General features: G+C 66.9%; 24 protein-coding genes. 11 read left to right on the forward strand and 13 right to left on the reverse strand.

The features are described from left to right. Positions 1-64 precede the first annotated feature (64 nt). The 4 genes from I7S92_RS10165 to I7S92_RS10180 all read right to left on the reverse strand — a co-directional run bounded on the left by I7S92_RS10165 (position 65) and on the right by I7S92_RS10180 (position 2,922). Positions 65-202 (reverse strand): hypothetical protein, encoded by a 138-nt coding sequence (locus tag I7S92_RS10165; RefSeq protein WP_197643691.1) that lies wholly within the window; start codon positions 200-202, stop codon positions 65-67. An 87-nt stretch (positions 203-289) separates the two neighbouring features. Next, on the reverse strand, positions 290-688 hold the full coding sequence (locus I7S92_RS10170) for a (deoxy)nucleoside triphosphate pyrophosphohydrolase (RefSeq protein WP_197643581.1): 399 nt from the start codon (positions 686-688) through the stop codon (positions 290-292). After that, positions 685-1,917: a bifunctional glutamate N-acetyltransferase/amino-acid acetyltransferase ArgJ gene (gene argJ, locus I7S92_RS10175; RefSeq protein ID WP_386003995.1), complete on the reverse strand. Its 1,233-nt coding sequence runs from the start codon at positions 1,915-1,917 to the stop codon at positions 685-687. Before argJ ends, I7S92_RS10170 begins: the two co-directional genes overlap by 4 nt. 171 nt (positions 1,918-2,088) lie before the next feature. Further along, the gene (locus tag I7S92_RS10180; protein ID WP_197643585.1) at positions 2,089-2,922 is read right to left on the reverse strand and encodes a peptidylprolyl isomerase; all 834 of its coding nucleotides are present in this window, start codon (positions 2,920-2,922) and stop codon (positions 2,089-2,091) included. Between the two features lie 189 nt (positions 2,923-3,111). On the opposite strand from I7S92_RS10180, the gene secA reads away from it, so the two are divergent. The 4 genes from secA to I7S92_RS10200 all read left to right on the forward strand — a co-directional run bounded on the left by secA (position 3,112) and on the right by I7S92_RS10200 (position 9,033). Next, on the forward strand, positions 3,112-5,811 hold the full coding sequence (gene secA, locus I7S92_RS10185) for a preprotein translocase subunit SecA (protein WP_197643587.1): 2,700 nt from the start codon (positions 3,112-3,114) through the stop codon (positions 5,809-5,811). 123 nt (positions 5,812-5,934) lie between these two features. After that, on the forward strand, positions 5,935-6,816 hold the full coding sequence (locus I7S92_RS10190) for a hypothetical protein (protein WP_197643589.1): 882 nt from the start codon (positions 5,935-5,937) through the stop codon (positions 6,814-6,816). Positions 6,817-6,827: 11 nt separating this feature from the next. After that, positions 6,828-8,342: a phosphate ABC transporter substrate-binding/OmpA family protein gene (locus I7S92_RS10195; protein ID WP_197643591.1), complete on the forward strand. Its 1,515-nt coding sequence runs from the start codon at positions 6,828-6,830 to the stop codon at positions 8,340-8,342. Next, a complete protein-coding gene (locus I7S92_RS10200) occupies positions 8,326-9,033 on the forward strand; it encodes a class I SAM-dependent methyltransferase (protein WP_197643593.1) in 708 nt (235 codons plus the stop codon). The genes I7S92_RS10195 and I7S92_RS10200 overlap by 17 nt, the downstream gene beginning before the upstream one ends. Here I7S92_RS10200 and radC read toward each other — a convergent pair. From radC to I7S92_RS10225, 5 genes are all read right to left on the reverse strand, one after another. Next, positions 9,024-9,785: a RadC family protein gene (gene radC / locus I7S92_RS10205; protein ID WP_197643595.1), complete on the reverse strand. Its 762-nt coding sequence runs from the start codon at positions 9,783-9,785 to the stop codon at positions 9,024-9,026. The genes I7S92_RS10200 and radC overlap by 10 nt on opposite strands. A 119-nt stretch (positions 9,786-9,904) precedes the next feature. Next, the gene (dnaJ, locus tag I7S92_RS10210; protein WP_197643596.1) at positions 9,905-11,059 is read right to left on the reverse strand and encodes a molecular chaperone DnaJ; all 1,155 of its coding nucleotides are present in this window, start codon (positions 11,057-11,059) and stop codon (positions 9,905-9,907) included. Between the two features lie 72 nt (positions 11,060-11,131). Continuing rightward, positions 11,132-13,039, reverse strand: a complete 1,908-nt coding sequence (dnaK, locus tag I7S92_RS10215; protein ID WP_197643598.1) for a molecular chaperone DnaK — start codon at positions 13,037-13,039, stop codon at positions 11,132-11,134. Between the two features lie 196 nt (positions 13,040-13,235). Beyond that, on the reverse strand, positions 13,236-13,823 hold the full coding sequence (locus I7S92_RS10220) for a COG3650 family protein (protein WP_197643600.1): 588 nt from the start codon (positions 13,821-13,823) through the stop codon (positions 13,236-13,238). Further along, positions 13,820-14,644, reverse strand: coding sequence for an ABC transporter permease (locus tag I7S92_RS10225; protein ID WP_197643602.1), 825 nt, complete (start codon positions 14,642-14,644; stop codon positions 13,820-13,822). The genes I7S92_RS10220 and I7S92_RS10225 overlap by 4 nt, the downstream gene beginning before the upstream one ends. Positions 14,645-14,755: 111 nt before the next feature. Between I7S92_RS10225 and cysQ the strand changes: the two genes are divergently transcribed. The 7 genes from cysQ (at position 14,756) to I7S92_RS10255 (ending at position 22,565) form a co-directional block, all read left to right on the forward strand. Continuing rightward, positions 14,756-15,544 (forward strand): 3'(2'),5'-bisphosphate nucleotidase CysQ, encoded by a 789-nt coding sequence (gene cysQ, locus I7S92_RS23180; RefSeq protein WP_242070145.1) that lies wholly within the window; start codon positions 14,756-14,758, stop codon positions 15,542-15,544. Continuing rightward, positions 15,541-16,326 carry a 3-deoxy-manno-octulosonate cytidylyltransferase gene (locus I7S92_RS10230; protein ID WP_242070146.1) on the forward strand — a complete coding sequence of 262 codons (786 nt, stop codon included), beginning with the start codon at positions 15,541-15,543 and terminating at the stop codon, positions 16,324-16,326. Before cysQ ends, I7S92_RS10230 begins: the two co-directional genes overlap by 4 nt. A gap of 167 nt (positions 16,327-16,493) precedes the next feature. Continuing rightward, positions 16,494-17,390, forward strand: a complete 897-nt coding sequence (gene galU / locus I7S92_RS10235) for a UTP--glucose-1-phosphate uridylyltransferase GalU (protein WP_197643606.1) — start codon at positions 16,494-16,496, stop codon at positions 17,388-17,390. Between the two features lie 4 nt (positions 17,391-17,394). Continuing rightward, positions 17,395-18,465, forward strand: coding sequence for a glycosyltransferase family 2 protein (locus tag I7S92_RS10240; RefSeq protein WP_386003787.1), 1,071 nt, complete (start codon positions 17,395-17,397; stop codon positions 18,463-18,465). Further along, on the forward strand, positions 18,462-19,484 hold the full coding sequence (locus I7S92_RS10245) for a glycosyltransferase family 2 protein (protein WP_197643608.1): 1,023 nt from the start codon (positions 18,462-18,464) through the stop codon (positions 19,482-19,484). The genes I7S92_RS10240 and I7S92_RS10245 overlap by 4 nt, the downstream gene beginning before the upstream one ends. Continuing rightward, entirely contained in the window at positions 19,481-21,163 is a 1,683-nt protein-coding gene (locus tag I7S92_RS10250; RefSeq protein WP_197643610.1) for a DUF5927 domain-containing protein, read from the forward strand. The genes I7S92_RS10245 and I7S92_RS10250 overlap by 4 nt, the downstream gene beginning before the upstream one ends. 4 nt (positions 21,164-21,167) lie before the next feature. Next, the gene (locus tag I7S92_RS10255; RefSeq protein WP_197643612.1) at positions 21,168-22,565 is read left to right on the forward strand and encodes a sulfotransferase domain-containing protein; all 1,398 of its coding nucleotides are present in this window, start codon (positions 21,168-21,170) and stop codon (positions 22,563-22,565) included. Positions 22,566-22,628: 63 nt separating this feature from the next. On the opposite strand, the gene I7S92_RS10260 is transcribed toward I7S92_RS10255, so the two are convergent. From I7S92_RS10260 to lptA, 4 genes are all read right to left on the reverse strand, one after another. Beyond that, positions 22,629-23,093 (reverse strand): PTS sugar transporter subunit IIA, encoded by a 465-nt coding sequence (locus I7S92_RS10260; RefSeq protein WP_197643687.1) that lies wholly within the window; start codon positions 23,091-23,093, stop codon positions 22,629-22,631. Between the two features lie 33 nt (positions 23,094-23,126). After that, entirely contained in the window at positions 23,127-23,702 is a 576-nt protein-coding gene (gene hpf / locus I7S92_RS10265; protein WP_197643614.1) for a ribosome hibernation-promoting factor, HPF/YfiA family, read from the reverse strand. A gap of 204 nt (positions 23,703-23,906) precedes the next feature. Further along, positions 23,907-24,668, reverse strand: coding sequence for an LPS export ABC transporter ATP-binding protein (gene lptB / locus I7S92_RS10270; RefSeq protein ID WP_197643617.1), 762 nt, complete (start codon positions 24,666-24,668; stop codon positions 23,907-23,909). Continuing rightward, positions 24,668-25,153, reverse strand: a complete 486-nt coding sequence (gene lptA, locus I7S92_RS10275; RefSeq protein WP_197643619.1) for a lipopolysaccharide transport periplasmic protein LptA — start codon at positions 25,151-25,153, stop codon at positions 24,668-24,670. Before lptA ends, lptB begins: the two co-directional genes overlap by 1 nt. Positions 25,154-25,159 lie beyond the last annotated feature (6 nt).

The raw sequence follows: 25,159 nt of genomic DNA on the forward strand, positions 1-25,159 counted from the left end.
CCCCAGAAACACGAAAGCCGGGCCAAGCGCCCGGCTTTTTCATGCAGGCCGAATGTATGGGCGTTCAGGCAGCCCGGACGACCGGGATCGGAAAGCCGGTGAACTCACGGCTGCCGACGCGGATGACGATGCGCCCATCCGGCAGCGCGCCGACCTGATCCCCCTGCACCTGCAGATTGCTTCCGATTCCGATCGTTCTCACCATGGCACCGCACTCGGCTGTCTGAGTCATCTCAAGTGCACCTGATCGCAGATCCTCCGGTTGCGCCATATGACAAAAATCAATCCGTTACAGCCAATCGCGCAGAATGGGTAGCAAAGGTATGTCGGCGGGCGGCATCGGATAGTCCCGCAATGCGTTTGGCCGCACCCAGGCCAGGGTCTGCCCCTCGGTCGGGCGGACGGTGCCCTGCCAGCGCCGGCAGATGAACAGCGGCATCAAAAGGTGGAAGTCGTCATAGCTGTGGCTGGCAAAGGTCAGCGGCGCCAGGCAGCTGGACCAAGTGTCGATGTCCAGCTCCTCCTTCAATTCGCGGATCAGTGCCGCCTCGGGCGTCTCGCCCGGCTCCACCTTGCCGCCGGGAAATTCCCACAGGCCTGCCAAGGACTTGCCCTCGGGCCGCTGCGCCAGAAGCACGCGCCCGTCCGCATCGACCAGCGCCACGGCCGAGACGAGAAGCGTCCTCACGATCGGTAATCGGCGTTGATCTCGATGTAGCGCGAGGTCAGGTCACAGGTCCAGACGCTGCGCTTCGACTTGCCCAGGCCAAGGTCGACATGGAACAGCAATTCCTGCCCCAGCATGTAGTTCGCGCCCTGCTCTTCCTGGTAATCGGGATTCCGCCAGCCCTTCTCGGCCACCAGGATGTCGCCGAAACGGATCGTTAGCAGGTCGCGATCCGCCTGCGCGCCCGACTTGCCGACCGCCGCGACGATCCGGCCCCAGTTCGGGTCCTGCCCTGCCACCGCCGTCTTGACCAGCGGCGAATTGGCGATGCTGAAGGCAACCTTCGCCGCATCCTCGTCGCTGGCCGCGCCGGTGACCCGCACCTCGACCAGCTTGGTCGCGCCCTCGCCATCCCGCACCACTTGCAGCGCAAGGTCGCGCATCACGCCCGCAAGCGCCGTCTCGAAGGCCTTGGCGACCGTGCCCTTCACCTCGGCCGCCTCCGACTGCCCGGTCGCCGCGACCAGCAGCGTGTCCGAGGTCGAGGTGTCGCTGTCCACGGTGATCGAGTTGAAGGTCGCATCGACATTGCGCGACAGTATCTTCTGCAGGTTCGCCTGGCTGATCTTCGCGTCGGTGAAGATGTAGACCAGCATCGTCGCCATGTCCGGCGCGATCATGCCAGAGCCCTTGGCGATCCCCGCGATATGGATCGTCCCGCCTTCGCCCTGGACCGTCGCGGCCGCCCCCTTGGGGAAGGTGTCGGTGGTCATGATCGCCTGGGCCGCCATCTCGACCGCATCCTCGGTCAGCGCCGCGACAAGGTCGGGCACCTTCGCCGTGATCCGCTCATGCGGCAGCGGCTCGCCGATGACGCCGGTCGAGGAGGAGAACACCCGGCTTGCCGGAACCCCGAGCGCCTCGGCCACCGCGCCGGTGACGGCGGCGACGGCTGCATCCCCGACCTTGCCGGTGAAGGCGTTGGAATTGCCCGAGTTCACGATGATCGCCGCCCCGGCATCGGCCGCCGGTTTCAGCGCCAGTTTCGCCTGGCAATCCCGCACGCAGCCCGACCGGGTGGAGGAGCGGGTGAACACCCCCGCCATCGCCGTCCCCGGCGCCAGGCGGACCAGCATCACGTCCTTGCGGTTCTGATAGCGCACCCCCGCCTCGACGGCGGCGAATTCCGCGCCCTTGATCGGCGGCAGCACCGGGAAGGCCGCCGGGGCCAGCGGCGAGACCGGCTTCATCGCCTTCTTCGCCGCCTGGACCACATCGCCCACCGCCTCGCCCAGGGCTTCCGCAACCGGACCGGCCGCTGCGCTCAGGCTGTCCTTCAGCTTGCGCACCTTCTTCTTCAGGGCCTTCGCTTCGGCCTTCCAGTCGGTCTTTGCCATCTTGGCCCCCAGATCCGCGCGAGATCAGTCGATCAGCGCCGAGTTCTTCAGCAGCGCCGGATCAAGTCCCTCGCCTTCGCGGGTGATCGTGGCGGATTTGGTGAGTTCGTCAAGCTTCGCCTTGATCGCGGCATTCTCGATCTCCGCTGCCAGTTCGTCGCGCATCATCTCCAGCGTGGGCTTCTCGGCGACGCGGGTCTCCTGCACCAGGATCAGGTGATAACCGAAGTCCGACTGAACCGGCCCGGTCACCTCGCCGATCTTGGCGGCAACCACGGCCTCCTCGAAGGGCTTGACCATCTGGCCCAGGCCGAACCAGCCCAGATCGCCCCCCGCCGCGCCCGAGCCGGTGTCGGTCGAATGCGCCTTGGCGAGTTCGGCGAAATCCGCGCCGCCGGCCAGATCGGCCTTCAGCTTCTCGGCCTCCTCGGCCGTCGCGACCAGGATATGCGCCGCGTGATATTCCGTCTGCGGTGCCGCATCCTTGAAGCGCGCGTCATAGGCCGCCTGCAGCGCCTCCTCCGTCACCGCCTCGGCCGCGATCCGCTGGATCGCCACGCCCGAGACATAGCCGCGACGCTCGTTCTCCAGCGTGATCTCGTCGCGGGCGCTCAGGTCGGTCGTGGCCTGCTCCAGCGTCTCCTGCTGGATCAACTGGTCCAGGATGCCCTTGAACAGCACGTCGTCCGGCAGCGTCTGATACTGCTCGGGCAGGCTTTCGCGCAACGCGACCATATGGCCCAGCGTGATCTCGGTGCCGTTCACCGTCGCCACCACCGTCCCGGCCGTCTCGCCCTCGGCCCAGACCGGCGCCGCAAGTACCAGCGCCAGACCCAGAATTCCCGCAGGTTTCAGCATGCTCACACCCTCATGATCAGGGCGAACCACCCTGCCTCGTTGACTATGAGCCGCCTTCCCCTTACATCGCGACAGTCGCGTGGAACGGGGGCACGGCTCTCTTCCCTGGCCCTTCTATGGAAGGGAGAGTGGTCGGGCAAGTCTCTGCGCCCACACGATGCCGTCAGATTGTCGCCCCACGGAGAAAACATGCTGGGTTTCGGAACGCTCGCGCGGAAGGTGTTCGGCACCCCGAACGACCGCAAGGTGAAATCGGTCCGCCCGCTGGTGGCGCAGATCAACGCGCTCGAGCCCGAGTATCAGGCCTTCACCGACGAACAGATCATCGCCAGGACGCGCGAGCTGCAGAAGCGCGTGCAGGAAGGCGGCGAAAGCCTGGACGACGTGCTGCCCGAAGCCTTCGCCAACTGCCGCGAGGCCGCCAGGCGCGCCCTCGGCCTGCGCGCCTTCGACGTGCAGCTCAAAGGTGCGATCTTCCTGCACCAGGGCAACATCTCCGAAATGCGCACGGGCGAGGGGAAGACCCTCGTCGCCAGCTTCGCCGCCTATCTTAACGCGCTTGCCGGGCGCGGCGTGCATGTCGTCACCGTGAACGACTATCTCGCCAAGCGCGACTCGGACTGGATGGGCAAGATCTACCACCAGCTCGGCCTGACCACCGGCGTCGTCTACTCGCACCAGCCCGAGGACGAGAAGCGCGCCGCATACCGTGCCGACATCACCTATGCGACCAACAACGAGTTGGGCTTCGACTACCTGCGCGACAACATGAAATCCTCGCTCGAGGACATGGCGCAGCGCGGCCACTATTACGCCGTCGTGGACGAGGTCGATTCCATCCTCATCGACGAGGCGCGGACGCCGCTGATCATCTCCGGCCCCAGCCAGGACCGCGGCACCCTGTATCAGGCGGTGGATGCGGTGATGCCGCAGGTCAAGCCCGAGCACTACGAGATCGACGAAAAGGCCCGCAACGTCACGTTCACCGAGGAAGGCAACGAGGCGATCGAGGACATCCTGCAGAAGGCCGGCATCCTGCCCGAGGGGCAAAGCCTCTATGCCGCCGAAAGCACCACCATCATCCACCACGTCAACCAGGCGCTTCGAGCGCACAAGCTGTTCCACAAGGACCAGCAATACATCGTCCGCGACGGCGAGGTGATGCTGATCGACGAATTCACCGGCCGGATGATGAAGGGCCGCCGCCTTTCCGACGGGTTGCACCAGGCGATCGAGGCCAAGGAACACGTCCAGATCAAGCCCGAGAACGTCACCTACGCCAGCGTGACCTTCCAGAACTACTTCCGCCTCTACGAAAAACTCGGCGGCATGACCGGCACCGCCGCGACCGAGGCCGAGGAATTCGCCGAGATCTACAAGCTTGGCGTGGTCGAGGTCCCGACCAACCGCCCGGTGCAGCGGATCGACGAACACGACCAGGTCTTCCGCACCGCGCGCGAGAAATACGACGGCATCCTGAAGTCGATCAAGGAAGCGCATGAGAAGCGCCAGCCGATCCTGGTCGGCACCACCTCGATCGAGAAGTCCGAACAGCTGTCCGAGCTTCTGAAGAAAGCAGGCATCCCGCACAACGTGCTGAACGCCCGCCAGCACGAGCAGGAGGCCAAGATCGTCGCCGATGCCGGCAAGCTGGGCGCCGTGACCATCGCCACCAACATGGCCGGCCGCGGCACCGACATCAAGCTGGGCGGCAACGTCGAATTCAAGATCATGGAGGCGATCGCCGCCGATCCCGAGGCCGACCACATCGCCCTTCGCGCCCGGATCGAGGCCGAGCACAAGGACGAGGAAGAGGCGGTCAAGGCTGCCGGGGGTCTGTTCGTCCTTGGCACCGAACGCCACGAAAGCCGCCGCATCGACAACCAGCTCCGCGGCCGCTCGGGCCGTCAGGGCGACCCCGGCCGCTCGGCCTTCTTCCTCTCGCTGGAAGACGACCTGATGCGGATCTTCGGGTCCGAGCGTCTGGACGGCATCCTGTCGAAGCTGGGGATGAAGGAAGGCGAATCCATCGTCCATCCCTGGGTCAACAAGAGCCTTGAAAAGGCCCAGGCAAAGGTCGAGGGCCGCAACTTCGACATCCGCAAGCAGCTTTTGAAATACGACGACGTGATGAACGACCAGCGCAAGGCGATCTTCGGCCAGCGCATGGAGATCCTCGAGGCCGATCATGTCGCCGACGTCGCCGCCGACATGCGCCATCAGGTGATCGAGGATCTGGTCGACCTGAACCTGCCGCCGAAGGCCTATCCCGACCAGTGGGATACCCAGGGCCTCGCCGATGCCTGCCGCGAGATGCTGAACATCGACCTGCCCATCGCCGCCTGGGCCGCCGAGGAAGGCGTGGACCAGCAGGTCATCCGCGAGCGGGTGATCGAGGCTTCCGACAAGATGATGGCCGAAAAGACCGAGGCCTTCGGCAAGGCCACCATGGACAACATCGAGAAGCAGGTCCTCCTGCAGGCGATCGACAGCAAGTGGCGCGAGCATCTGCAACGGCTGGACCACCTGCGCTCGGTGGTGAACTTCCGCGGCTATGCCCAGCGCGACCCGCTGAACGAATACAAGACCGAGGCGTTCCAGCTGTTCGAGGGCCTGCTGGAATCGCTGCGCGAGGCGGTGACGCAGCAGCTCTCCCGCGTCCGTCCCGTGACGCGCGAGGAGCAGGAGGCGATGCTGCAGCAGATGTTGGCCGCCCAGCAGCCCGCCGCCGCCGCGCCGAAGATCGAGGCCCCCGCGCAGGAGCGTACTCCGGTCCTGGCCGGTTTCGATGAGGCCGATCCCTCGACCTGGGGCAATCCGGGCCGGAACGACGCCTGCCCCTGCGGCTCGGGCGAGAAGTTCAAGCACTGCCACGGCCGCATCGCGTAAGGCTTTGCGCCAATTCTGGCCACAATCGGGACGTTTTTAGGCGGATTTCCGCAGAATTGCCACCGAGTTGCCGGGATTGGCCACTACTTCGGACTCTCGTGATTCGAGTTCGGGATGGTCTCCGTGTCTTTTCGCTGGTCCCTTCTGCGTGGTGCAGCGGCGCTGGGTGTTGCCCTGGCGGCGGGGCATCTGGCACAGTCGGTCCGGCCGGCCGGGGCCGTCATGGCCAACCTGGCAGCGGTCAGCCCCCGCACCGACCTTCCGTCGGAAGCCGTGCCGAAATCCGCCTCTCTGCGCACCGGCCAGGGTGTCGGCCTGCCGCAGCCGACCGGCATAACCCCCGTCGCGGCCGAGTTGCCCGCCCGGTCCGAATGTCCGGTCACGCTCGACCTCACCGCCCTGCCCGGCGCGCTGATCGGGCTTTCGCTGAACGCCCCCTGCAACCTTGGCGAACGGGTGGTGATCCGCCACGCCGGCCTCTCCTTCACCGCCCGCACCGGGGCGCAGGGGACATTGCAGCTCACCTTCCCCGCCCTGCAGGAAGCCGGCCTCGTCGCCGTCTACCTGGAAGGCTCCGCCATCGTCTTGGGCGAGGTCGCGCTGCCCGAGGTTCGCGCCTTGCGCCGCTTTGCCTTCCAATGGGCGGCCCCGGCCCAGTTCGACCTGCGGGTCAGCGAGGGCGGCCGCCTTTTTGTCGGCACCTCCAGCCAGGCGCCGGGGGCCGATCTCAAGGTCCTCACCCTTGGTTCGGCCGAAGTCAGCGATCCCCTCCTGGCCCAAGTCTATACCTTCCCGGCCGCCGACACCGCCATCGACCTGACGGTCGAGCATCGGATCACCGAGGATACCTGCGGCCAGACCCTCCCGGCCGAGATCATCACGGCTGCCGCAGGCCGGGCAGAAACGCGCGACTATCCGGTCGCAGTTCCGCTTTGTGGTACCTCCGGCGACATTCTGGTGTTGAAGAATCTTGCGCCCGACCTGAAACTCGCCGCGCCGGATTAAGGGCAGGGTTCATGGGTTTCACCGCGCGGGTGGCGGCGTTTCTGGTCGCCACCGTTACGTCATTTCCGGCGCTGGCACAGGACGTGACCCTGATCGCGCGCGAGGGCGGGATCGTCCTCTCCGGTGCCCTGCAGGGCTATGACGGCGAATTCTACCGGATCCAGACCTCCTATGGCCTGCTTACCGTCGATGGCCAGGGCGTGATCTGCGAAGGCCCCGCCTGCCCCGATCTCGTCGCCCCGCGCGCCGTGATCCGCATCACCGGGGCCGGTGACGTGGGCGCCAACCTGCTGGAGCCGCTGTTCCGCAGCTTCGCCGCGAAGCGCCGCCTGATCTACGAGGACCGCTCGGACGGCGCTTATGCCGCAGCACTCCTTGACCCCGACAGCCGCAAGGAACTCGCCGTCGTCAGCTTCCTGCCCATGTCCCCCGACGCGGCCTCCGCCGCGCTTGCCGAGGGTGCGGCCGACCTCAAGCTCTCCTTCCTGCCCGACGCGGCGCTGGTCGGCCATGCCCTCGCCCTTGACGCGCTCGCCGCCATCGTCGCCCCCGACAACCCGACGCCCGAGATCTCGACGACCAGCCTCGCGCGCGTCCTGTCGGGCGAGGTGACGAACTGGGCCCGGATCGGCGGCCCGGACATGTCCATCGTGCTGCACGCGCTGGAGGACGACACCGACATGCAGCGCGCCCTGACCGCCCGGATCGGCGCTCCGATTGCCGCTGCGGTGCTGCACCCCGACCAGCAGGCCCTCGCCGCCGCCGTGGCCCTCGACCCCTGGGCGCTGGCGATCATCGGGCGCGCCAACATCGGCCCCGCCCGCCGCATCCCGCTGACCGACAGCTGCGGCTTTCCGCTCCTGCCGACCCCCCTTGCCGTCAAGGCCGAGGATTACCCGCTCGCCCTCCCCGTCCTGATCCTCGCGCCCAAGCGCCGCCTGCCGCTGATGACGCGTGAATTCCTCGAATTCCTCCGCAGCCCCGCCGCGCAAGAGGTGATCGCCGCCAGGGGCTACATCGACCGTTCGCCCTCGCGCCAGCCGATGACCGCCGACGGGCTGCGCCTGATCAATGCGATCCAGGGCGCGGGCGAGGACATCACCCTTGCCGACCTCAAGCGGCTGGTGGACCTGATGGACGGCGCCGACCGCCTGTCGCTCACCTTCCGCTTCGAGGATGGCTCCTCCACCCTCGACACCACCTCGCGCGAGAACCTCGCCGACCTCGCCCAGCTCATCGCCTCGGGCCGCTTCCGCAACGAGCGCATGGTGCTGGCGGGGTTTTCCGACGGCTCGGGCGCGGCCTCCGCCAATCTGGCGCTGTCCCTGGAACGGGCCGGACGCGTGGCGCAGGAACTCGCCGCGCTGGCCCCGGACCTTCCGCCCGAGGCCCTGCCCAGGATCGACGGCTTCGGCGAGGCGCTGCCCATGGCCTGCGACGAAACCGCGATCGGCCGCCAGTTGAACCGGCGGGTGGAGCTCTGGCTGGTGCCGCATTTCCCGGACTCCGATGCGCCATCTCCCTGAGGTCATTGCGGAAGCCGCCGCCCGCGCACCCCGGGTCGCGGTCACCTGTCGTCCCGGCACCGCGCGCTGGAACGTCATCGACCCCTTGCCCGCCAGCGGCAACATCGGCATCGAGCTTGGCGTCGCCGCCGGTTCCTTCTCGGCCCGGATGATGCAGTCCGGCCGCTTCGCCCGCTTCTACGGCGTCGATGCCTACAGCGACGGCCATTCCGCGCGCGAATACAAGGCCGCGCTTCTGGCGACCGGCCTTGCGTCGGACTACCGTCTCCTGCGGCTGGCCTTCGCCCAGGCCGTGGACCTATTCCCGGACGCCAGCTTCGACTTCATCTATGTGGACGGCTTCGCCCATGGCGGGCTCGAGGGCGGGCGGACCCTGGCCGACTGGTATCCCAAGCTGAAGCCCGGCGGGATCATGGCGGGCGACGACTATGACGCGAAGTACTGGCCGCTGGTCGTCTGGGCCGTGCATGAGGCCGCCGCGCAGCTGGGCACCGGGCTGGAGGTCACCGACCTGGTGCAGGACGCGACCTATAACCGCTTCCCCTCCTGGTCCTTCACCCGCCCCGGGGATGGCCCGGAGACGCTGACCTTCTCGCCCGAATTGCAGGCCATCGCCGATGCCGAGCGCGCCCGGATTGACGAGATCCGGCGGCAGAAGCGGTTGCAGCAGCGCCGGGCCCGTCACAGGTAGCCACTCCCCCGAAAGCTCAGCTCGCGGCTTTTGCCGATGATCAGGTGGTCGTGCAGCACCAGCCCCAGCGCCTGGCAGGCGTCCTGGACCTGCGCCGTCATCGACAGATCGGCATCCGAGGGCGTGGGGTCGCCCGAGGGGTGGTTGTGGACCAGGATCAGCGCGCTGGCATTCAACTCCAATGCGCGCTTCACGATTTCGCGCGGGTAGACCGGGACATGGTCCACCGTGCCCCGCGCCTGCTCCTCATCCGCGATCAGCACGTTCTTCCGGTCGAGGAACAACACGCGGAACTGTTCGGTTTCACGATGCGCCATGGTGGTATGGCAATAGTCCAGAAGCGCGTCCCAGCTGGAGAGCAGCGGCTTCTGGATCACCCGCGCCCGCATCATCCGCTGCGCCGCCGCCTCTATGAGCTTCAGTTCCAGCACCACGGCAGGACCGGCGCCCTTGACCATTTGCAGCCGAGCCGGAGAGGCGGTGATCACCCGGTTGAAATCCCCGAAGGTGTCGAGAAGGAGCCGCGCGAGCGGCTTCACATCCTGCCGGGGGATGGCGCGGAACAGGACCAGTTCCAGCAATTCGTAATCCGGTAGCGCCGCGCCGCCGCCTTGCATGAAACGGTCGCGCAGGCGCTGGCGGTGGTCGGCAATGTAGGAGGGCAGCCGCCCGGTGAGCGCCTGCGGCTCGGCCTCATCGGGCTCGGCAGGCACGGTCAGGGGCAGGAAAGGTTCGTTGAAGGACTGGGCCATGGGCGGCAGGATTGCCGCGTCATGATTGAGGAAGCGTTAACGCGCCCGCTCGTCGAGCACTTCGTGCACTCCTCGCTGACCGACCCTCCGACGAGTGCACGAAGTGCTCGAGGAGGTTGCTACCCCTTCATCCCGTCCCAGAAGCTTTTCACCTTGGAAAAGAACGACGACCCTTCCGGGTTGTTCTCCTCGCTCAGCTTCTCGAACTCGCGCAGCAACTCGCGCTGGCGGCTGGTCAGGTTGACCGGGGTCTCCACCGCCAACTCGATCACCATGTCGCCGGTGTTGCCGCTGCGCAGCGCGGGCATCCCCTTCATCCGCAGCCGCATCTGCTTGCCGGTCTGTGCCCCGGCCGGGACCTTCACCCGCGCCCGGCCGCCGTCGATCGTCGGCACCTCGACCTCACCGCCCAGGGCGGCGGTCGGCATGCTGACCGGCACCCGGCAGAACAGATGCACCCCGTCGCGCTGGAAGATCGCGTGTTCCTTCACCTCGATGAAGATGTAGAGATCGCCCTGCGGCCCGCCGCGCAGGCCCGCCTCGCCCTCGCCGGCCAGGCGGATCCGGGTTCCGGTCTCCACCCCCTGCGGGATGTTGACCGAGAGGCTGCGGTCCTTCTGCACCCGTCCCTGCCCGCCACAGCTGCGGCAGGGATTCTTGATGATCTGGCCCATGCCGTTGCAGTTCGGGCAGGTCCTCTCGACCGTGAAGAAGCCCTGCTGCGCCCGGACCTTGCCCATGCCCGAGCAGGTCGGGCAGGTGACCGGCTCGGCCCCGCCCTCGGCGCCCGAGCCATGGCAGGTGTCGCAGGTGACCGAGGTCGGCACGTTGATTGTCTTCTGGACGCCGGAATAGGCTTCTTCCAGCGTCACCCGCAGGTTGTAGCGCAGGTCCGAGCCGCGTTGCGCCCGGCTGCGCCCACCGCCGCCGCCACCCCGGCCGCCCATGAAATCGCCGAACAGATCCTCGAACACGTCGGAAAACGCGCTGGCGAAATCGCCCTGCTGGCCATAGCCGCCGCCGGGCCGCGGGCCGCCGCCCATGCCACCCTCGAAGGCCGCATGGCCGAAGCGGTCGTAGGCCGCCTTCTTCTGGTCGTCCTTCAGGACCTCGTAGGCCTCGTTCACTTCCTTGAACTGGGCCTCGGCCTGCGGATTGTCGGCGTTGCGGTCGGGGTGCAGCTCTTTCGCCTTCGCCCGATAGGCTTTCTTCAGCTCATCCGCCGAAGCGCCCTTCTTCGCCCCCAGAACCTCGTAATAGTCGCGCTTTGCCACGGCAAAACCCCCATCTGGAACCAAGGAGGGGCGGCCCGTTGCCAGACCGCCCCTTTCCCCGATTCCCGCGGCTTACTTCCGCTTGTTGTTGCCCAGATCCTCGAAGTCGGCATCGACGATGTCGTCGTCATCCACCGGCCGCGGCTCGTCCTCGGCGCTGCCACCCTCGGCCTGGCTGGCCTTGTAGATCGCCTCGCCCAGCTTCATCGCGGCTTCGGTCAGGTTCTGGATCGCACCCTTGATCTTGCCGGCATCCTCGCCCTTCAGCGCGTCCTCCAGCGGGCCCATCGCCAGCTCGATCGCCTCGACGGTCGAGGGATCGACCTTGTCGCTGTGTTCCGACAGCGACTTGCGGGTCGAGTGCAGCAGGCTCTCGCCCTGGTTCCGGGTCTCGACCAGTTCGCGCCGTTCCTTGTCGGCCTCGGCATTCGCCTCGGCGTCGCGGACCATCTTTTCGATCTCGTCGTCGGACAAGCCGCCCGAGGCCTGGATCGTGATCGCCTGTTCCTTGTTGGTGCCCTTGTCCTTGGCTTTCACCGACACGATGCCGTTGGCGTCGATGTCGAAGGTCACCTCGATCTGCGGCACGCCGCGCGGGGCGGGCGGGATCTGCTCCAGGTTGAACTGGCCCAGCATCTTGTTGTCCGCCGCCATCTCGCGCTCGCCCTGGAACACGCGGATCGTCACCGCGTTCTGGTTGTCCTCGGCGGTCGAGAAGACCTGGCTCTTCTTGGTCGGGATCGTCGTGTTGCGGTCGATCAGGCGGGTGAAGACGCCACCCAGCGTCTCGATCCCCAAGGACAGCGGGGTCACATCCAGCAGCACCACGTCCTTGACGTCGCCCTGCAGCACGCCGGCCTGGATCGCGGCGCCCATGGCCACGACTTCATCCGGGTTCACGCCCTTGTGCGGCTCCTTGCCGAAGAACTTGGTGACCTCTTCGATCACGCGGGGCATCCGGGTCATGCCGCCGACCAGCACCACCTCGTCGATGTCGTCCTTCGAGACGCCGGCATCCTTCAGCGCCGCCATGCAGGGCTTGATCGAGCGTTTGATCAGGTCCTCGACCAGGCTTTCCAGCTTGGAGCGGGTCAGCTTGACCACCAGGTGCAGCGGCTGCCCGGTGTTCTTGTCCATGCTGATGAAGGGCTGGTTGATCTCGGTCTGCTGCGACGACGACAGCTCGATCTTGGCCTTTTCCGAGGCCTCCTTCAGCCGCTGCAGCGCCATCTTGTCCAGGGTAAGGTCGACGCCATGCTCTTTCTTGAACTCGTCCGCCAGGTACTGGACGACGCGCATGTCGAAGTCCTCGCCGCCGAGGAAGGTGTCGCCGTTGGTCGACTTCACCTCGAACAGCCCGTCGTCGATCTCCAGGATGGTGATGTCGAAGGTGCCGCCGCCAAGGTCATAGACCGCGATGGTCTTCGTTTCCTTCTTGTCCAGCCCATAGGCCAGCGCGGCCGCGGTCGGTTCGTTGATGATGCGCAGCACCTCGAGGCCCGCGATCTTGCCCGCGTCCTTGGTCGCCTGGCGCTGGGCGTCGTTGAAATAGGCCGGAACCGTGATGACGGCCTGCGTCACCGGCTCGCCCAGATAGCTTTCCGCCGTTTCCTTCATCTTCTGCAGGATGAAGGCCGAGACCTGGCTCGGCGAGTATTTCTCGCCGCGGACCTGGACCCAGGCGTCGCCGTTGCCGCCGTCGACGATGGCATAGGGGACAAGCTTCTTGTCCTTTTCCACCTCGGCATCACCCAGGCGGCGGCCGATCAGGCGCTTCACCGCGAAGACGGTGTTGGTGGGGTTGGTCACGGCCTGGCGCTTGGCGGGCTGGCCGACCAGGCGTTCGCTTTCCGTGAAACCGACGATCGAAGGCGTCGTGCGCGCGCCTTCCGAATTCTCGATCACCCGGGGTTGCGAGCCGTCCATGATGGCAACGCAGGAGTTGGTGGTCCCGAGGTCGATACCGATGACTTTGGCCATGTTTTCATCCCTTTCGTTAGGCGATCTTCCGACCCAGAGCCCGGAGACTTCGGCACACGGGGTCGGGGGTGTCGGCTTCGGGTGGCTCCCCTGACCGGACTTGGCGTATATAGGCAGGCCGGTTTTGCCGTGCAACGGCTGCCGTGCTCTCTCTGGCGTGAATCTTCTGCGGGTCGGTAGGACCGGCCCGGCGGCGCTATGGCGGCTGGATCGTGCAGCAGCCGCCCAGCCGGTCCGGCGCGGGGCTGTCCAGGAATAGGTCGGCCGCGATGCCGTAGCTTCGGTCGGACATGCCGTCGCTGCAGGCGGCGGGCGACAGGACCACCATTCCCACCGGCAGCGAGAGAGCCGCCGCCCTTGCCCGGGGCTGGCCGGGCCAGGCCTGGCGGATCGGCAGGGGTTCCCCCTCTGCCTCGGGCGTCGACAGCCGGGCCGTGCCCTGGGCCGGGTCGATCCGCAGCGACCAGAACGGCTCGGTCCCGAGGCAGGTCAGCGGCTGCTTCAGCGCGTTCCAGTCCGGCCCGGCCTCACGCTCCAGATAGCGGAGCGAAGCATAGCCCGCCCGCTCTCCGGCATTGACCAGCGCCCAGTCGCCCTCGACCGCCAGCAGCTCCACCCCCGTCGCATCGGGGGCGAGCGTGCCCAGGATCGGTGCACCGGCCTCGGGTCGTTCGCGGATGTTCAGCACGTCCCAGGCCGCCACCCCCGTCACTGAATAGAGCGCGGGCATCTCCTCGGCCCGGCAGGGCAGGGCCAGGAGCAGGAAGAACAGAAGCGCCCTCATCGCCGCTTGTTCCAGCTGGCCGAGACAAGCTGGCGGGTAAAGAACTCCAGCATCAGGCCGATCATCACGCAGGCCAGCGCCACCATCACCGGATAGTCGATCGAGGTGTAGCGCGGCCCGTAGTTCAGGAAGATGAAGCCGCGCGACTGGTCGATGGTATGGAACAGGGGGTTCCAGTCGAACATCGCGCGGATCCTGGGCGGGGTGTTGTTGACCAGAAGCATCTTGCCCGAGGCGATCATGTTGACCCGCATCAGGATCGTGGTGACGATCGAGGCCAGCTCGGGCTGCCAGGGCCGGATCGACATCAACACCATCCCGATCCCGACCCCCGAAAGCCAGGAGAGCAGGAACATGCCCAGCATTCCCACCGGCTCGTCGATCGAGATCGGCGTGAAGACCGCGTGATAGAAGAACAGGATCACCGCGGCCGCCAGAACCTGCTGGTACAGCGACGCAAGCGCCGCGCCGCAGATCGAGATGATCGGGTTCATCGGCCCGTGCATCATCATCGGCGAGGTCGGCCCCTCGGCCCCGCTGACGGCGCCGATCGCCTTGATATGCGTCATGAACATGAAGACGCCCGACATCACGTAAAGCATGAAGTCGCCACGCACCGCGACCCGGCGCAGGCCCAGGATCTCCATCATGAAATACATGATCACGACCATGATCATCGCCTGCACGATCGACATGACCAGGCCCAGGACCGCATTGCCGTTCGTCTTGCGCAGGTTGCGGACGGCGGCATGGAAGATAAGCTCGAGGGTCTCGAAACCCTTGCTCAGCGGCGATCCGGCAATCGGCCTGTGGCGGAACATCCAGCGTCCTTCGTCCTGATGCGCGAACCTTGCCAGCGAAACCTTGCCGTTCCGTTACCGGCGAAGGATAAGGGGCGCGCCGCGGCAGATCAACGCCGCAAGGAGGGGATGATGGATTTCGACCACCTGGTGCCGCTTCTGCGCCGTCTGGCGCTTCGGGCGGGCGAAGCGATCATGCAGGTCTACCAAGGCCCCGATTTCGAGGTCCGCACCAAGGGCGACGCCTCGCCGGTGACCGAGGCCGACGAGGCCGCCGATGCGGTGATCTCCGCCGGCCTGCGCGAAGCCTTCCCCGACGTGACCCTGATCACCGAGGAACAGGCCGCCAGCCACGCGCTGACCGCTTCCACCTTCTTCATCGTCGATCCGCTGGACGGCACCAAGGAATTCGTCCAGCGCCGCGGCGACTTCACCGTGAACATCGCCTATGTGCAGGACGGCATCCCCCTGCGCGGCGTGGTCTATGCCCCGGCCAGGGGCCGCCTGTTCTACACCACCCCCGACGGCCGGGCGGCCGAGGAGGCTGGACCCTTCGGCCCGGAACCCGGCCCGCTGACGCCGCTGAAGGTCTCCACCCCCGACAATGCCGCCCTCATGGTCGTGGCCTCCAAGTCCCACCGCGACCAGGCGACCGACGACTACATCTCGCGCTACGCCGTGAAGGACATGACCTCCGCCGGCTCCAGCCTCAAGTTCTGCCTCGTCGCGACCGGCGAAGCCGATCTCTACCCCCGCCTCGGCCGCACGATGGAATGGGACACCGCCGCCGGCGACGCCGTGCTGCGCGGGGCCGGTGGCCAGGTCGTCCGCTTCGACACCCACCAGCCGCTGACCTATGGCAAGCCCGGCTGGGACAACCCGTTCTTCATTGCCTATGCGCCGGGCGTGGTGCTGAAATGACCACGCTGATCGCCATCCCCGCCCGCTATGCCTCGACCCGCTACCCCGGCAAGCCGCTGGTCCCGCTCAGGGGCCCCGACGGCGAAAAGACCCTGATCCGCCGCAGCTGGGAGGCAGCGATGGCCGTCCGCGGCGTCGACCGCGTCGTGGTCGCCACCGATGACGCCCGCATCGCCGACCACGCGGGTGCCTTCGGGGCCGAGGTCGTGATGACCTCCTCCGACGCCCGCAACGGCACCGAGCGTTGCGCCGAGGTGGCCGCGAAACTGCCCGGCTTCGACGTGATCGTGAACCTGCAGGGCGACGCCCCCCTCACCCCGGCCTGGTTCGTCGAGGATCTGGTCGCCGGACTGACCTCCGACCCGCAGGCCGACATCGCCACCCCCGTACTGCGCTGCACCGGCCGCGCCGTCGCGGGCTTCCTTGCCGACCGCCGTCAGGGCCGGGTCGGCGGCACCACCGCCGTATTCGGGGCGCAAGGCCGGGCGCTCTACTTCTCCAAAGAGGTCATCCCCTATACCGGGCGCGACTACGCCCCGGACGAGCCCACCCCCGTCTTCCACCATGTCGGCGTCTACGCCTACCGCCCGGCTGCCCTGGCCGCCTATCCCGCCTGGCCCATCGGCCCTCTCGAAACCCTGGAAGGGCTGGAGCAGCTCCGCTTCCTGGAAAACGGCCGCCACGTCCTTTGTGTCGAGGTCGAATCCCGGGGCCGTGAGTTCTGGGAACTGAACAATCCCTCCGACGTTGCGGTGATCGAGGCGATGCTGGGCCGGGACTAGGCAGAAATTGCTCTTTCTGCATGGGCATGCCAAAGTCGGGCGTGCATCGCGATTCCGGTCGCGCAAAATACTAATAATTGCCCCGGCGCGGTCCAGATATGGACAGAATCCGCGACCACGACAGGGCGAGGCGATCCGTTGGTTGCCTGTGACAAGTGAGATGTGGGATGAAAGCGAAGAAGATCACGAAGGCCGTGTTTCCCGTGGCCGGTCTTGGAACCCGATTCCTGCCCGCGACGAAATCGATCCCGAAAGAGATCATGACTCTCGTGGACCGGCCGCTGATCCAATACGCCATCGACGAGGCGCGCGCCGCCGGCATCAGGGAATTCATCTTCGTGACCGCGCGCGGCAAATCCGCGCTTGAAGACTATTTCGACCACGCGCCCGAACTGGAATCCGAACTGCGCAAGAAGGGCAAGACCGACCTTCTGGAGATGCTCAAGGATACCAACATGGACTCGGGCGCCATCGCCTATGTCCGGCAGAACCGGGCGATGGGCCTCGGCCACGCCGTCTGGTGCGCCCGCCGCCTGATCGGCAATGAACCCTTTGCCGTGCTTCTGCCCGATGACGTGATCGCGGCGGATCCCCCCTGTCTGCAGCAGATGGTCGAGGCCCATGCCCAGACCGGCGGCTGCATGGTCGCCGCGATGGAGGTCGCGCCGTCCCGCACCTCCTCCTACGGGGTGCTCGACGTCGGTAGCGATACCGGCTCGATCGTCCGGGTTCGCGGTATGGTGGAAAAACCCCGCCCCGAGGAGGCTCCCTCCAACCTCGCGGTCATCGGCCGCTACATCCTGACCCCCAAGGTTCTGACCAACCTCAACCGGATGAAGCAGGGTACCGGCGGCGAGATCCAGCTGACCGACGCCATTGCCGAAGAAACCGGCTCTGCCTCCGGGGTCCATGGCCTGCGTTTCCGGGGCCAGCGTTACGATTGTGGTTCCAAGATCGGCTTCCTTCAGGCCACCGTTGCTTTCGGCCTGTCCCGTCCCGACCTGTGTGGTGAGTTCGAAGTGTTCCTTCACGAGCTTCTTGCCATGCAGAAAGCCGCCCAATAGCCCCTTGGGCCGGCTTCCTCACGCCTGCCCGGTCGGCGAGTTGCCAGACCCCGGGCGCGGCCCGGCGGCGCTCTGGCAGGCATTGCGGCTGCGGATCCGGCGCCGGACGCTTCTGGCCCGCGCCCTCCGCCGCCGCCGCCAGCTGACCGCGCTCTGCGACCGGACCGCCGCGATCCGGCCGGGCGATATCCTGTGCTTCCTCTGCCTGCGCAACGAGGCGCAGCGCCTGCCCTTCCTGCTGGACCATCACCGCGGGCTTGGCGTGCGGCACTTCCTCGTCGTCGACAACGCCAGCAGCGACGGCTCCGACAGCCTGCTTCGCGACCAGACCGATGTGTCGCTCTGGCAGACCGGGGCCAGCTACAAGGCCGCCCGCTTCGGGATGGACTGGCTGACCTGGCTGATGCTGCGCCACGGGCACGGCCACTGGTGCCTGACGCTCGATGCCGACGAGATCCTGGTCTACCCGCATTGGCAGACCCGCCCCCTGCCGGCGCTGACCGACTGGCTTGACCGGCAGGGCCAGCCCAGCCTTGGCGCGCTGACCCTGGACCTTTATCCCGACGGCCCGATCTCGCAGGCCCGCCACGCCGCCGGGGACGACCCCACCCGGATCCTGCGCTGGTTCGACGGCGGCAATTACCAGGTCCAGGTCCAGCCCCGGCTGCGCAACCTCTGGATCCAGGGCGGCGCCAGGGCCCGCGCCTTCTTTGCCGAGGCCCCCCGTCGCGCGCCGACGCTGAACAAGATCCCTCTGGTGCGCTGGCACTGGCGCTATGCCTATGTCAACTCGACCCATGCGCTGCTGCCGCCGCGCCTGAACCAGGTCTACGCCACCGACGGCGGCGAGCTGACCTCGGGGGTGCTTCTCCATACCAAGTTCCTGCCCGGCATCATCGACCGCTCGGCCGAGGAAAAGGCGCGGGGCGAGCATTTTGCCGATGGCGCGCAATATGCCAGCTACTACGACCGGCTGATCCGGGATCCGGTGCTGCACAGCCCCGCCTCCTCGCGCTACACCGGCTGGCGCCAGCTGGAAGCCCTGGGCCTGATGTCGCGGGGGGGCTGGGTATGACTGCCCTTTCGCGCATGCTGTCGATCTACCGCCTGCGCCTCCAGCGCAAGCAACTCCTGTGGCGCGCCTTCACCAAGCGGCGGCAGCTTCAGCCGGTGACGCAGCGCATGGCAGGCCTCGGGCCGCAGCCGATCCTGCTGTTCTCCACCATGCGCAACGAGCGCGTCCGCCTGCCCTATTTCCTGAACTACTACCGCAAGCTCGGGGTCGACCACTTCCTGATCGTCGACAACGCCTCGGACGACGGCACCCGCGAGTATCTGGCCGACCAGCCCGACGTCTCGCTCTGGAGCACCCCGGCCGGCTACAAGCAGTCGCGCTTCGGTATGGACTGGATCATGCATCTGTTGCGCCGCCATGGTCACGGGCGCTGGTGCCTGACCGTCGATGTCGACGAGTTCCTGGTCTACCCCTTCTGCGAGACCCGCCCCCTGCGCGCGCTGACCGACTGGCTGGACAGCGCCGGAAACCGCACCTTCTCCTCGATGCTCCTCGACATGTATCCCCGCGGCGCCATGCACGAGCAACCCTACCACGAGGGGCAGAACCCCTTCGAGATCGCCCAGTATTTCGACAGCGGCAACTACACCTTCAACCGCAGCTGGCCGCTTCTGAACCTCTGGATCCAGGGCGGCCCCCGCGCCCGGCTGTTCTTCACCGACGAGCCCTACCGCGCCCCCGCGCTGAACAAGATCCCGCTCGTCCGCTGGCACCGCTCCTTCGCCTATGTCTCCTCGACCCACATGCTCCTGCCCCGCGGCCTCAACCTCACCTATGACGACGCCGGCGGCGAGAAGCCCTCGGGTTGCCTTCTGCACGCCAAGTTCCTCGACACCTTCGCCGCCAAGGCCGAGGAGGAGATGCGTCGCGGCCAGCATTATGCCGAAGGCCACGAATACCGCGCCTATCGGGCCGGGATCAGCCGCGAGCGCGACCTCTGGTGCAACTGGAGCGAGAAATACGTCAACTGGCGCCAGCTCGAGATCCTGGGCCTGATGTCGAAGGGAAACTGGGCATGAGCTTCGGCGTCGTCATGCTCTGCCATACGGCGCTGGACCGCGCCGCCCAGGTCGCGCGGCACTGGGCGGCCAATGGCTGTCCCGTCGTCATCCACCTCGACCGCCGTGTCCCCGAAGCCCAGCGCGCCGCCCTCGCCGCGGCGCTTTCCGACCTGCCCGACGTCCGCTTCTCGGCCCGCGTCCCCTGCGAATGGGGCACCTTCAGCCTGGTCCAGGCCACCAATATCGCCGCGACCCAGCTGCTTGCCAGCTTTCCCCAGGTCGGCCATGTCCTCCTCGCCTCGGGCGCCTGCCTGCCGATCCGCCCGGTGGCCGAGCTTCAGGCCCATCTCGGCGCCCATCCCGACACCGATTTCATCGAAAGCGTGACCACCGCCGATGTCGGCTGGACCATCGGCGGGTTGAACAAGGAGCGGTTCACCCTCCGCTTCCCCTTCTCCTGGAAGAAGCAGCGCCGCCTCTTCGACCGCTATGTCGTGCTGCAACGCCGCCTCGGAGTCCAGCGCCGCATCCCTGCGGGCCTGGTTCCGCACCTCGGCAGCCAGTGGTGGTGCCTGACCCGGCGCTCGCTGCAGGCGATCCTGTCGCATCCCGACCGGCCCCGCCTCGACCGCTATTTCCGCCGCGTCTGGATTCCGGACGAAAGCTATTTCCAGACCCTCGTGCGCCAGGTCTCCACCCGCATCGAAAGCCGCTCGCTCACGCTCTGCAAGTTCGATTTCCAGGGTCGCCCGCATGTGTTCTACGACGACCACCTGCATCTCCTGCGCCAGTCGGACGCCTTCGTCGCCCGCAAGATCTGGCCCCAGGCCGACCTGCTCTACCGCACCTTCCTGACCGAGCTGCCCGAGCGGCGGGCTGCGCCGAACCCGGCCAAGATCGACCGCCTGTTCGCAAAGGCGGTCGAGCGGCGGACCCGTGGCCGCCCCGGCCTGTTCATGCAAAGCCGCTTCCCGACCCGTGCCCGCGGCGGCAATCGCGCGGCCGCGACCTATGGCGTCTTCCAGGGTTTTGCCCAGCTCTTCCCGGATTTCCATCCCTGGCTCGCCCGCGCCACCGGGGCCAGGGTCCACGGCCATCTCTTCGCCCCCGATCGCGTCGAGTTTGCCGAGAACGAGCGCGTCTTTACCGGCGGCCTCTCCAACTCGGCCGCCCTGCGCGACTACAACCCCGGCAGCTTCCTGACCAACCTCGTCTGGAACACCAGGGGCGAGACGCAGTGCTTCCAGTTCGGCCCCGCCGATGTGCAGGACGTGACGCGCTTCATCGCGGGCGATAGCAACGCGCGCGTCTTCATCATCTCGGGTGCCTTCGCCGTGCCGCTCTGGCGCTCCGCCCGCCCGGCGGCCGCGGTCCGGGCCGAGGCTGCGCGCCTGCAGAAGATCGAAGCGGATCTGATCGCGCGGCTCGACCACCCCGAGGCCAAGGCGAATGTCCGGATCTGGAGCCTGGCCGAATTTGTCGAGAACCCGGCCGAGCCGCTGATGCAACTTCTCGACGACCTCAACCCGCGCGGCTCGCATCGCGACGTGGACCTGCCGCCGATGATCCCGCTTCTGGGTTTCGGCGCCTTTCTCCAGGACCTGCGCAATCAGGGGATGCATCCCGTGCTGATGGGCGATTTCCCGATCGATTTCGGCAGCAAGTCCGCCCCCTCGCCGCTGTTGCGCCTGAAGTGACCTGATGCCGCAGCCCTTCACCAGCTTTGTCATCCTTGCCGGAATGCGCACCGGCTCGAACTTCCTGGAAGCGAACCTGAACGCGCTGCCCGGCGTCGTCAGCCATGGCGAGGTGTTCAATCCGCATTTCATCGGCAAGCAGAACGTGACCGAACTGTTCGGGATCACGCTTGAAGCCCGCGAGGCGAACCCCAGGCCGCTTCTGCGCAAGCTGCGGACCGAGAGCCCCGGTCTTTCGGGCTTTCGCTTCTTCCACGACCACGATCCCCGCGTGCTGGACATCCTGCTCGCCGATCCCGCCTGCGCCAAGATCATCCTCACCCGCAATCCGGTCGACAGCTATGTCAGCTGGCAGATCGCCCGCGCGACCGGCCAGTGGAAGCTGACCGATGCCAAGCGCCTGAAAACCGCGACCGCCCGCTTTGATGAGGGCGAATTCCGCGACCACCTTTCCGCAGAGCAATCTTTCCAGCGACAGATCCTCCATGGGCTGCAGACCTCGGGCCAGACCGCCTTCGTGCTGGATTACGAGGACCTGGCCTCGGTCGAGGTCCTGAACGGCCTCGCCGCCTTCCTTGGCGTCGAAGGGCGGCTCAAGGCGGTGGATGACACGCTGAAGAAGCAGAACCCCGAGGCGCTGGAGGACAAGCTTGAGAACCCGCAGGACCTGGCCGCCGCCGTCGCCCGGGCCGATCTCTTCGCCCTCGCCCGCTCTCCGGTGTTCGAGCCGCGCCGCCCCGCGGCGATTCCCCATGTCACCGCCGCGCGCGACGCACCCCTCCTGTTCTTCCCCGTCCGCTCCGGCCCCGAGGGTGCGGTCCGCGACTGGCTTTCCTCCCTTGGCGGGCTGGTCGAAGGCTTCGACAACCGCACGCTGCGCCAGTGGAAACGCGACCATCCCGGCCACCGCGCCTTTACCGTGGTGCGCCATCCTCTCCTCCGCGCGCATGTCGCCTTCCGCGAGAAGATCGTCTCGGGCCAGCTGGCCGACCAGCGCCGCAGCCTGATCCGCGCCTGGAAGGCCAACCTGCCCGATCCCGGCCGGCCCTTCCCCGATCCGGCGGCCGAGCGCGAGGCGTTTCTGGTGTTCCTGAACTGGTGCCGCCTCGCGACCTCGGGCCAGACCGGCAACCGGGTCGATCCGAACTGGGCCAGCCAGAGCGCGATCCTGCAGGGCTTTGCCGGCTTCCACCCCCTCGACCTCGTGATCCGCGAGGACTGTCTGCCCCGGTCTCTGGCCTTCCTCGCCGCCGAGATCGGCGTGACTGCCCCGCCCCCGCCCGCGGCCGACCCGGCCGCGCAGGCGCTGGCCACGATCTGGGACGAAAGCCTCGAGACCGCCGCCGAGGCTGCCTATGCGCGCGACTACACCGGCTTCGGCTTCACCCGCTGGCGCATGTGATGCGGGCGCACAGGGTCGAGAAACCCTGCGCGCCCTTGATTCGTCTGAACGCGCCGAACCGGCTCAGGCCGCCTGGGGGGCCTTGGCTTCGGTCAGGATCGCATACAGCTTGGCCGGATCGTTGTTCGCCCGCAGCTTCGCCAGGACCCCCTGGTCGCGCATCGTCCGGCTGACCAGGGCCAGCGCCTTCAGATGGTCGACCCCCCCGTCCTTCGGGGCGAAGAGGCCGAAGACCAGATCCACCGGCTGCCGGTCCACGCTGTCGTAATCCAAGGGCTTCTCCAGCCGGACGAAGACGCCGACGATCCCCTTCAGGTCCTCCAGCCGGGCATGGGGCAGGGCGATGCCATGTCCCACGCCGGTCGGGCCCAGCGTCTCCCGCTCCTGCAGCCCGTCGATGGCCACCGCCGCCGACATCCCGTAGGCCTGCGCCGCGATCTCTCCCAGCTCCTGGAAAAGCCGCTTCTTCGAGGTGAACTGCCCAACCACCTTGACGGCAGCCGGCACGAGTAGCTTGGAGAGTTCCATCGTCGGGCTTTGTTCCCGCGCCACGTCGGCGCCTTACCTGCTGTTGCGCGGGTCGATCCAGCCGATGTTCCCGTCATCGCGACGATACACCACGTTCACGCCCCCATGTCCTTCGTTCCGGAAGACCAGCATGCGATGTCCGGCAAGCTCCAGCTGCATCACGGCCTCGCCGACGGTGATCGAAGGAATCTTCGCTTCCATCTCGGCAATGACGACGGGCTGGAGCGTATCGGGCTCCGCATCCTCGGTCTCATCGGACGCGGCGAGGATATACGAGGACCCACCGGCGAATTCAACAGGGGCCGTGCGGTGGTTGTGGTGGTTGCGGATCCGCCGCTTGTAGCGCCGCAGCTGCTTGTCCAGCTTCTCGCGGCAGCTTTCGAAGGCGGCATAGATCTCGACCGCGTGACCCTTGGCCTGGGCGTTCAGGCCGGTGGACAGGTGAATCACCGTCTCGCAGACATATTCGTGCGCCGAACGCGAGAAAACCACGATGCATTCGGTGGGGCGCTGGGCGTATTTTTCGACCAGCTCGCCCATTTCCGATTTCACATGGGTTTGAAGAGCCTCACCGACGTCGATCTGTTTCCCACTGATCTGATAGCGCATGGCCTCTCCTTTCGCATGCTTTCCGGCCGGTTCGGGTCAGTCCCAACCGGCCGATCCCCTACACAAGAGATGGAAAGAACGTAGCGCCACGCAAGAACGGCCGGCAGAAGACTTCGCGGCAGGACGGGACCGAACAGGGGCAAGTGACGCACGCATTGAAGGTATTTGGCGCACCCGCGATGCGGCTTGTCAACCGGGTCCTTTTCAGATGATGCGGAAGTTCTCGCCCAGGTAAACGCGCCGCACCGTCTCGTCGCGGACGACCTCATCCGTCGTCCCGCTCATCAGCACCTTGCCGTCATGCAGGATATAGGCGCGGTCGACGATCTCCAGCGTCTCGCGGACGTTGTGGTCGGTGATCAGCACCCCGATTCCCCGCGCCTTAAGGTCATGCACCAGATGGCGGATTTCCCCCACCGCGATCGGGTCCACCCCGGCGAAGGGCTCGTCCAGGAGCAGGTATTTCGGATCCGCCGCCAGGCAGCGCGCGATTTCCACCCGCCGCCGCTCGCCGCCCGAAAGGGCCAGCGCGGGGGTCCGCCGCAGATGGGTGATGGAAAATTCGCTCAAGAGCTCTTCCAGCCGCTCGCGCCGCTTGTGGCGGTCGGGCTCGGCGATCTCCAGCACGGCCAGGATGTTGTCCTCGACGCTCAGGCCCCGGAAGATGCTCACCTCCTGCGGCAGGTAGCCGATTCCCAGCCGGGCGCGGCGATACATCGGCAGGGCGGTCACGTCCTTGCCGTCGATCAGCACCTGACCGCCCTCGGGCGTCACCAGCCCGGCGATCGAGTAGAAGCAGGTCGTCTTGCCCGAGCCGTTCGGCCCCAGAAGCGCCACCACCTCGCCCCGGCGCAGATCCAGGCTGACATCGCGGATCACCGGCCGCTTCTTGTAGCTTTTGCGCAGGGACCGGACCTGAAGCCCGCCCGCGCCCTCGGTGATCGTCAGTTCCGGCTTTGCCGCCATCAGTTGCCGCCCGGCACGAAGGTCGTGGTCACCCGGCCTTCCATGATGCCGGTCCCGTCCTTCAGGTTGATCGTCAGCTTCTGTCCTTGCATGGTCGAGCCGGCCTGCGCCAGCTGCACATTGCCGGTCAGCACGATCACGCCGGTTTCGATGGTATAGACCGCCTCTTCGGCGCTGGCCTTGTCGGCCAGGTTGGTGATCGTCACCCCGCCGCTGGCCAGAAGCTCCTTGATCTGCGACTGGTCGGTGCCATAGCGCACATCGACCTTGGCCGCCGCCAGCGTCATCTCGCCCTGCTTTACCTGGACATTGCCGCTGAACACCGCGCTGCCGTCGGCGTTGTTGACCGCAAGCTGGTCGGCCGTAACCTCGACCGGCTGGCTCGTGTCCTGCTCCAGATCGCCGAAGGCGATGGTCGCCTGCTGCGCCTGGGCCATCCCGGCGGCAAGGCCAAGCATCAGGATCAATGCGCGATGGAATGCCATTCGTCG

The organism is Tabrizicola soli, from assembly GCF_015999335.1.
GTDB lineage: Bacteria > Pseudomonadota > Alphaproteobacteria > Rhodobacterales > Rhodobacteraceae > Tabrizicola > Tabrizicola soli.